The organism is Amaricoccus sp. (genome assembly GCF_036846665.1).
Lineage (GTDB): Bacteria > Pseudomonadota > Alphaproteobacteria > Rhodobacterales > Rhodobacteraceae > Amaricoccus.
In genome coordinates, this window is record NZ_DAIUBO010000173.1 from 1 (window position 1) to 8459 (window position 8459).

5 protein-coding genes are annotated in these 8459 nt (G+C 72.0%); 4 read left to right on the forward strand and 1 reads right to left on the reverse strand.

Annotation, left to right across the window (positions count from 1 at the left end; genetic code table 11):
• The 4 genes from V7050_RS15180 to ggt all read left to right on the forward strand — a co-directional run.
• Positions 1-2746, forward strand: a 2746-nt coding sequence (locus V7050_RS15180) for a transglutaminase family protein (protein WP_324410758.1), incomplete at its 5' end; no start/stop codon positions are given.
• A 2-nt stretch (positions 2747-2748) separates the two neighbouring features.
• Complete coding sequence (locus V7050_RS15185; protein ID WP_324365178.1) at positions 2749-5151, forward strand: circularly permuted type 2 ATP-grasp protein; 2403 nt, start codon at positions 2749-2751, stop codon at positions 5149-5151.
• Between the two features lie 4 nt (positions 5152-5155).
• Complete coding sequence (locus V7050_RS15190) at positions 5156-6037, forward strand: transglutaminase family protein (protein ID WP_324365179.1); 882 nt, start codon at positions 5156-5158, stop codon at positions 6035-6037.
• A gap of 61 nt (positions 6038-6098) precedes the next feature.
• Positions 6099-7835 (forward strand): gamma-glutamyltransferase, encoded by a 1737-nt coding sequence (ggt, locus tag V7050_RS15195; protein ID WP_324365180.1) that lies wholly within the window; start codon positions 6099-6101, stop codon positions 7833-7835.
• A gap of 112 nt (positions 7836-7947) precedes the next feature.
• On the opposite strand, the gene V7050_RS15200 is transcribed toward ggt, so the two are convergent.
• Positions 7948-8459: DUF1194 domain-containing protein (locus V7050_RS15200; RefSeq protein ID WP_324410760.1), on the reverse strand; the 512-nt coding region annotated here is incomplete at its 5' end.

Here is an 8459-nt window from a genome sequence, read left to right on the forward strand (position 1 = left end):
CCTCGGCCTCGCGGCCCGCTTCGTCTCGGGCTACCTGATCCAGCTCAAGCCCGACCTCGTCTCGCTCGACGGCCCGCCGGGCACCGATCACGACTTCACCGACCTGCATGCCTGGGCCGAGGTCTACCTGCCCGGCGCCGGCTGGATCGGCCTCGACCCGACCTCGGGTCTCCTGACCGGCGAGAGCCACATCCCGCTCGCCGCCACGCCGCATTACCGCAACGCCGCGCCGATCTCGGGCGTGGCAAGCTACGCCGAGGTCGACTTCGCCTTCGACATGAAGGTCGCCCGTGTCGCCGAGCATCCCCGCATCACCAGGCCCTTCTCCGAGGAAGCCTGGGAGGCGCTCGACGCGCTCGGCCGCAAGGTCGACGCCGCGCTCGAGGAGGGCGACGTGCGGCTGACCATGGGCGGCGAGCCGACCTTCGTCTCCATCGACGATTTCGAGAGCGACGAGTGGAACACCGCCGCCGTCGGCCCGATGAAGCGCGGCCTCGCCGACAAGCTGATCCGCCGGCTGCGCGACCGCTTCGCGCCGGGCGGCTTCCTGCATTACGGCCAGGGCAAGTGGTATCCCGGCGAGACCCTGCCGCGCTGGACCTTCTCGCTCTACTGGCGCCGCGACGGCAAGCCGATCTGGTCCGACCCCGACCTGATCGCCGAGGAGGCCGCCGCGACCGAGGCCGGACCGGGCGAGGCCGAGACGCTGCTCAGGTCCATGGCGACCGAGCTCGGCGTCGAGCCGGAGATGGTGACCGCGGCTTTCGAGGATCCGGCGGAATGGATCGTCAAGGAGGGCAACCTCCCCGAGAACGTCACCCCGGAGAACTCCAGGCTCGCCGACCCCGAGGAACGTCACCGCATCGCCCGCGTCTTCGAGCGCGGCCTGACCGAGCCCTCGGGCTACGTGCTGCCGATCCAGCGCTGGCAGGCCAAGGCGAGCGGCCATCGCTGGCGTTCCGAGCGCTGGAAGCTGCGCCGCGGGCATCTCTTCCTGGTGCCCGGCGACAGCCCGGTCGGCTACCGCCTGCCGCTCGGCAAGCTGCCTTATGTCCCGCCTTCGCAATTCCCCTACACCAACATCGCCGACCCGACCGAGCCGCGCGGCCCGCTGCCCGACCCGGTCGAAGGCCCGGGCCTGCATGTCCAGCGCATCGCCCATGCGACGGCCGACGACACCGTGCAGCAGGACCGCATCGAGCAGGAGCTCGGCGACCTCTCGGGCGCCGTGCGCACCGCGCTCTCCGTCGAGCCCCGCGACGGAAGGCTCTGCGTCTTCATGCCGCCGGTGGAGCGGGTCGAGGATTACCTCGAACTCGTCGCCGCCGCCGAGGCCGCCGCGAAAGCGATGGGCCTGCCGGTGCATATCGAGGGCTACGGACCGCCCACCGACCCGCGGCTCAACGTGATCCGCGTCGCCCCCGACCCCGGGGTGCTCGAGGTCAACGTGCATCCGGCGACCTCCTGGGAGGATTGCGTCGCCATCACCACCGGCGTCTACGAGGAGGCACGCCAATGCCGCCTCGGCGCCGACAAGTTCATGATCGACGGCAAGCACACCGGCACCGGCGGCGGCAACCACGTGGTCGTCGGCGGCGGAACCACGCTCGATTCGCCCTTCCTGCGCCGTCCCGACCTGCTGCGCTCGCTGATCCTGCACTGGCAGCGCCACCCCTCGCTCTCCTATCTCTTCTCCGGCCTCTTCATCGGGCCGACGTCGCAGGCGCCGCGCATCGACGAGGCGCGCCACGACGGGCTCTACGAACTCGAAATCGCGCTCGCGCAGATCCCGCCACCGCGCGCCGGCGAGCCGCCCGCGCCCTGGCTCGTGGACCGGCTCCTGCGCAACCTGCTCGTCGACGTGACCGGCAACACCCACCGCGCCGAGATCTGCATCGACAAGCTCTATTCCCCCGACGGCCCCACCGGCCGCCTCGGGCTGGTGGAGTTCCGCGGCTTCGAGATGCCTCCCGACCCGCGCATGAGCCTCGCCCAGCAACTGCTGATCCGCGCCACCATCGCCCGGCTCTGGACGAGCCCGCTCGCCGGCGACCTCACCCGCTGGGGCACCACGCTGCACGACCGCTTCATGCTGCCGCATTTCGTCTGGGAGGATTTCCTCGAGGTGCTGCGCGACCTCGCGCGCCACGGCTTCGACATGCGCGCGGAATGGTTCGAGGCCCAGGCCGAGTTCCGCTTCCCCTTCTGCGGCGAGGTGGAGGTCGACGGCGCGCATCTGGAATTGCGCCAGGCGCTGGAACCCTGGCACGTGCTGGGCGAGACCGGCGCCATCGGCGGCACGGTGCGCTATACCGACAGCTCGGTCGAGCGCCTCCAGGTCCGGCTCACCGCCGCCGACCCGGAGCGCTACACCGTCGCCTGCAACCGCCGCCGCATGCCGCTGCAGGCGACGGGCAGCAACGGCGTCTCGGTCGCCGCGGTGCGCTACAAGGCCTGGAAGCCGGCCATGGCGCTGCACCCGGTGATCCCGGTGCATGCGCCGCTGACCTTCGACATCTTCGACACCTGGACCGGGCGCGCCATGGGGGGCTGCACCTATCACGTCGCCCATCCCGGCGGGCGCAGCTACGACACCTTCCCGGTCAACGGCAACGAGGCCGAGGCCCGCCGCCTCGCCCGCTTCGAGCCCCACGGCCACAGCCCCGGCGCCTGGAGCCCGCCGCCCGAATCCGCCCATCCCGCCTTCCCGATGACGCTGGATCTGCGTCGGGCCCCGGGGATCTGAGCTTGGCGGCCCGCGACACCCATGCCGAGGACCAGGTGGCGCGGCTGCTCGAGGGCTACCGCCCGCCGCCCGGCGTCGCGGACGAACTGCTCGACCCCGAGGGAAGGATCCGCCCGGCCTGGCGCGGCTTCATACAGCATTTCGCCGGGCTGGGGCCCGAGGAGCGTGCCCGCCGCTTCGCGCGCGGCGACCAGTATCTGCGCGACGCCGGCGTCTTCTTCCGCCAGTACGGCGAGGGGTCCAGCGTCGAGCGCGCCTGGCCGCTCGCCCATGTTCCGATGCTGCTGGCGGAGGAGGAGCTCAGGCGCATCTCCGACGGCCTGCGCCAGCGCGCCGACCTGCTGGAGGCGCTGGCGGCCGATCTCTACGGGCCGAACCGCCTGGTCGCCGGCGGGCATCTTCCCGCGAGCCTCATCGCGCGCAGCCGCGAATGGCTGCGCCCGCTCGTGGGGGTGGCGCCCCGCGACGGCCATTACCTGCATTTCCTCGCCTTCGAGATCGGCCGCGGCCCGGACGGCACCTGGTGGGTGCTCGGCGACCGCACCCAGGCGCCCTCGGGTGCGGGCTTCGCGCTGGAGAACCGCGTGGCCACGGCGCGGGTCTATGCCGATCTCTTCGCCGAGGAGCATGTCCACCGGCTCGCGGGCTTCTTCCGCGCCTTCCGCGACGCGCTGCAGGGGCTCTCGGCCGATCCCCATGACGAGATCGGCATCCTCACGCCCGGCCCGCTCAACGACACCTATTTCGAGCATGCCTATATCGCGCGCTACCTCGGCTTCACCCTGCTCGAAGGCGAGGATCTCGGGGTCGAAGCCGGCCGGGTGATGATGCGCACCGTCGAGGGTAGCCGCCCGGTCAGCGTGCTCTGGCGGCGGCTCGACGCCGCCTTCGCCGATCCGCTGGAACTCGACGAGGCCTCGCGCATCGGCACGCCCGGCCTCGTGGGCGCGCTGCGCCAGGGCAGCGTCACCCTCGTCAACGCGCTCGGCTCGGGGGTGCTGGAGACACGCGCCCTGCTCGCCTTCATGCCGCGCATCGCCCAGGAGCTGCTCGGCGAGCCGCTGGCGCTGCCCAATATCGCCACCTGGTGGTGCGGCCAGCAGGCCGAGCGCGCGCATGTGATCAAGAACCGCGAGCGGATGATGATCGGCCCCGCGCACTCGACGCAACTGCCCTTCGAGGCGGATGCCACCACCATGCTCGGCGGCCAGATCCGCGACCCCGCCCTGCCCGCCCTCGACGCCTGGCTCGAGGCCGAGGGCGCCGATCTTGTGGGCCAGGAGGCGGTGACGCTTTCGACCACCCCGGCCTTCGTCGACGGCCGCCTGGTGCCGCGCCCCATGAGCCTGCGGGTCTTTGTCGCCCGCACCCCCCGCGGCTGGCAGGTGATGCCCGGCGGCTTTGCGCGCATCGGCCGCAGCGCCGAGCCCGAGGCCATCGCCATGCAGCGCGGCGGCGAGGCGGCGGATGTCTGGGTGGTCAGCGAGACCCCGGTCGAGCCGGTCTCCATGCTGCCGGGGCCCGCCACCTCCTTCGCCCGCATCAAGCCGGGCGCCCTGCCGAGCCGGGCGGGCGACAACCTCTTCTGGCTCGGCCGCTACGTCGAGCGCGCCGAGGGCGTCATGCGCTTCACCCGCGCCTGGCACGCCCGGCTCGCCGAGACCGCCGACCCCGGATCGCCGCTCCTGGAGCATTTCCGCGCGCATCTCGCCGGGATCGGCATCGACATCGCCGAGGCCCCGCCGGGGGCGCTGACCGATGCGCTCCGCTTCGCCGTGACCAGCGCGAGCCACGTGCGCGACCGCTTCTCCACCGACGGCTGGACCGTGCTCAACGATCTCGCGGCGGAGGCCACGGATCTCGGGCGGGGCATCGCGCCCGGCGACGAGACGGCGCGGGCCATGGGGGCGCTCCTGCGCCGGATCACCGGCTTCTCGGGCCTCGTGCACGAGAACATGTACCGCTTCACCGGCTGGCGCTTCCTCTCGATCGGCCGCGCGCTGGAGCGCTCGATCGCGGTGGCCGGCGCGCTGGCGGTGCTCGCCGACCCGGAAGCGCCGGAGGGCGCGCTCGATCTCGCCGTGGAGATCGGCGACAGCGTGATGTCCCACCGCCGCCGCTACTCCGTCACCACCAGCCGCGAGACGGTCGTCGACCTGCTCGCGCTCGATGCGATGAACCCGCGCGCCATCCTCTACCAGCTCTCGGAATTGCGCGATCATGCGGCCTTCCTGCCCGGAGTCGATCCGCTCGGGCCGCTGACGGAGCTGACCCGCGCCGTGCTCCAGCTCCACACCGGACTCGCGATCCAGACCCCGGACCGGCTCGACGACATGGCGCTGCGCGCGCTCCAGGCCGAGGTCGAGGGGCTTTCCGACCTGCTCTCGGAGACCTATTTCCGGTGAGCCCATGATCTACGACATCGGCCTGACCATCGGCTATCGCTACCAACGTGCCGCCGTGGCCGGTCGCCACCTCCTGCGCCTGATGCCCGCCGACCTGCCGGGGCAGCAGCGTCGGCTGAGCGGCAGCCTCGCCATCGCCCCCACGCCTTTCGAGCGCCGCGACGTGCTGGATTTCTTCGGCAATGCCGCGGTCGAGATCGCCTTTCGCGAGGCCCATGACGAGATCGCCTTCCGGGTCGCGGCACGGATCGAGCGACTGGCCCAGGCCTCGGTCTTCGACATCTCGCCCGGGCTCTACCGGCTCGCCGACGAGATCGCCGGCTATCGCGGCCTCGATCCCGAGGCGCCGCATCACTTCGTCGGCCCGAGCCCGCGCATCCCCGCCTCGCGCGAGATGGCGGCCTATGCCGCCGAACGGGCCGCGCCCGGCATGACGGTGCGCGAGGTGATCCGGGCGGTCGGCCTCGGCCTTCACGCCGATCTCGCCTACGACCCCCAGGCGACCAATGTGGAGACGACGCCGGCCGAAGCCTTCGCGCGGCGGCACGGCGTCTGCCAGGACTTCGCCCAGATCATGATCGCCTGCCTGCGCGGCATCGGCGTTCCGGCGGCCTATGTCTCGGGCTTCCTGCGTACCGAGCCGCCCCCCGGGGAGCCGCGCCTCGAGGGCGCGGACGCCATGCATGCCTGGGTGCGGGCCTGGTGCGGCTGGGAGGCCGGCTGGGTCGAGTTCGATCCCACCAACGCCGTCTTCGTCGCCGCCGACCATGTGGTCATCGCCCGCGGTCGCGACTACGGCGACGTCTCGCCGGTCAGGGGCGTGCTGCGCACCGCCGGCAGCCAGACCAGCGAGCAATCGGTGGACGTGGTGCCGGTCGGCATCTGAGCGATTGCGCGCGCTGCGAAAAGACCTAGTCTCGCCGCGACTGGCAGAGTGGAGGCTCCCCATGACCCGACCGCCGCTGACGGCCCTGGCCGTCGTCCTCGCATTCCTCGCATCCCCCGGCCAAGCGCAAGAGGCGCAGCCCGAGACCACGACGGCGCTGGCCGAGCGCGCCTCGGTGACCGCCGAGGACTTCATGGTCGCGACCGCCCATCCGCTGGCGACCCAGGCAGGCTACGAGGTGCTCGCGGCAGGGGGATCGGCCGCCGACGCCGCGGTTGCGGTGCAGATGATGCTCGGGCTCGTCGAGCCGCAGAGCTCCGGTCTCGGCGGCGGCGCCTTCCTGCTCTACTGGAACGCCGCCTTGGGCGAATTGACGACCTTCGACGGCCGCGAGACCGCGCCAGCCACCGCCGAACCCGGCTACTGGCTCGCGCCCGACGGAACCGCCGTGGGATTCTGGGACGGCGTCGTCGGCGGTCGCTCCGTCGGTGTGCCCGGCACGCCGAAGCTGATGGAGGAGATCCATGCCCGCTACGGCCGCGTCCCCTGGGCCGACCTGCTCGCGCCCGCCATCGACACCGCCGAGGCAGGCTTCGAGATCTCGCAACGCATGGCCGACGCCATCGTCGAGGGGCAGGAACAGCGGCTCGACGCCTTCCCGGCGGTCAAGGCCTACTTCTTCGACGACGACGGCAGCCCGAAGGCCGAAGGCAGCCTGCTGCGCAATCCCGCCTATGCCCGCACGCTCCGCCTGCTGGCGGCGGAAGGGACGGCGCCCTTCTACACCGGGTCGATCGCGCGCGACATCGTCGCCGCGGTCCGCACCGAGACGAACCCGGGCGAGCTGACGCTCGCCGATCTTGCCGGCTACCAGGTCAGGGAGCGCGCGCCGGTCTGCCTGGACTACCGGGCCTACGAGGTCTGCGGCATGGGCCCGCCCAGCTCCGGCGCGCTGACCGTCGGACAGATCCTCGGCATCCTGTCGCACTGGGATCTGGGTCGGCCCGGCGCCAACACCGACATCGACCATCTCTTCATCGAGGCGTCGAAACTCGCCTACGCCGACCGCGGCCTCTACATGGCCGACAGCGATTTCGTGAAGATGCCCGCGGGCCTGCTCGACCCCGCCTATCTCGAGAGCCGCGCCGCGCTCATCGACCCCGGCGCCGCCATGGGCACCGCCGCGCCCGGCGAGCCGCCCTGGGAGGAGACGCGGCTCTATGGCCCCTCGGCAGACCAGCCGGAATTCGGCACGTCGCATTTCGTGATCGTCGACCGCTACGGCGACATGGTCTCGGCCACCACCACCATCGAGACCGGCTTCGGCAGCCGGGTGATGGTCGACGGCTTCCTGCTCAACAACGAGCTGACCGACTTCTCCTTCGAGCCCGAGGCCGACGGCAAGCCCGTCGCCAACCGGGTCGAGGGCGGCAAGCGTCCCCGCTCCTCCATGGCGCCGACCATCGTGCTCGAGAACGGCGAGCCGCGCCTGCTGATCGGCTCGCCCGGCGGCTCGCGCATCATCGAATACGTGGCCCAGAGCCTGATCGGCATCCTCGATCTCGGCCTCGACCCCCAGGAGGCGATCGACCGGCCGCATGTGGTCAACCGGAACTCCGACACCACCGAGGTCGAGGAAGGCCCCGGCGCCGAAGCGACCATCGCGCGGCTCGCGACCTTCGGCCATGCGGCCGAGGCCGCCAACCTGAATTCCGGGCTTCACGCGATCCTGATCGGGGACGGCACGCTCACCGGCGCCGCCGACAAGCGCCGCGAGGGCCTCGCGATGGGCGACTGATCTCCGGCCCTCCTCCGGCGTCCTGCCACGTCTCGGAAGCACGGGCGGCAGTCAAATCCTCGCGACGCATAGTGACGCGATCAGACCGTCGGTCGGCAGGGCCTCCGATCGCTCACGGTCGCTCCACACCCGCGACGCCATCCTCAGGCGCCGCGTCCGCGATCTCCAGGATCAGCTTGCGCCGCACCGCGCGGGCGAAGGACGGCCCGTCCTCGGCGGTGACCACGAAGGCGCCCGGCCCGCCGATCAGCTGCCCGGCGAATTCGGCCTCGAGATTGCCGGCCCGCGGCCGCCCCGAGCAATTGCCGCGGCAGAGGATCGCCAGCCCGTTGATCACCACATCCGCGCCCAGCACCACGTCGCGCGCCGCCGCGATGCTCGGCCCGCTGCCGTTCCACGCCGAATCCGCGGAGAGGTCGATCACCCGGCGGCCGCCCTCGAAGCCGTTGCCCTCGATCAGCGCGAGGCCCCTGACCAGCGCCGCGCCGATCGCGTTCGAGCCAAAGGCCCGCCGCGGCGCCGCCACCAGCGCCGCGCCGAAAGCGCGCGCATCCGCCTCGCCGGCGAGCCCCGTCCAGTCCACCACCACGTCCTGGCTCGCCGCGCTGGCCCATTCGACGTAGG

What these genes read in the sequence shown, in the direction of transcription:
- V7050_RS15190 (WP_324365179.1), top strand. Translation starts at nt 5,156, where the DNA reads ATGATCTACGACATCGGCCTGACCATCGGCTATCGCTACCAACGTGCC.
- ggt (WP_324365180.1), top strand. Translation starts at nt 6,099, where the DNA reads ATGACCCGACCGCCGCTGACGGCCCTGGCCGTCGTCCTCGCATTCCTC.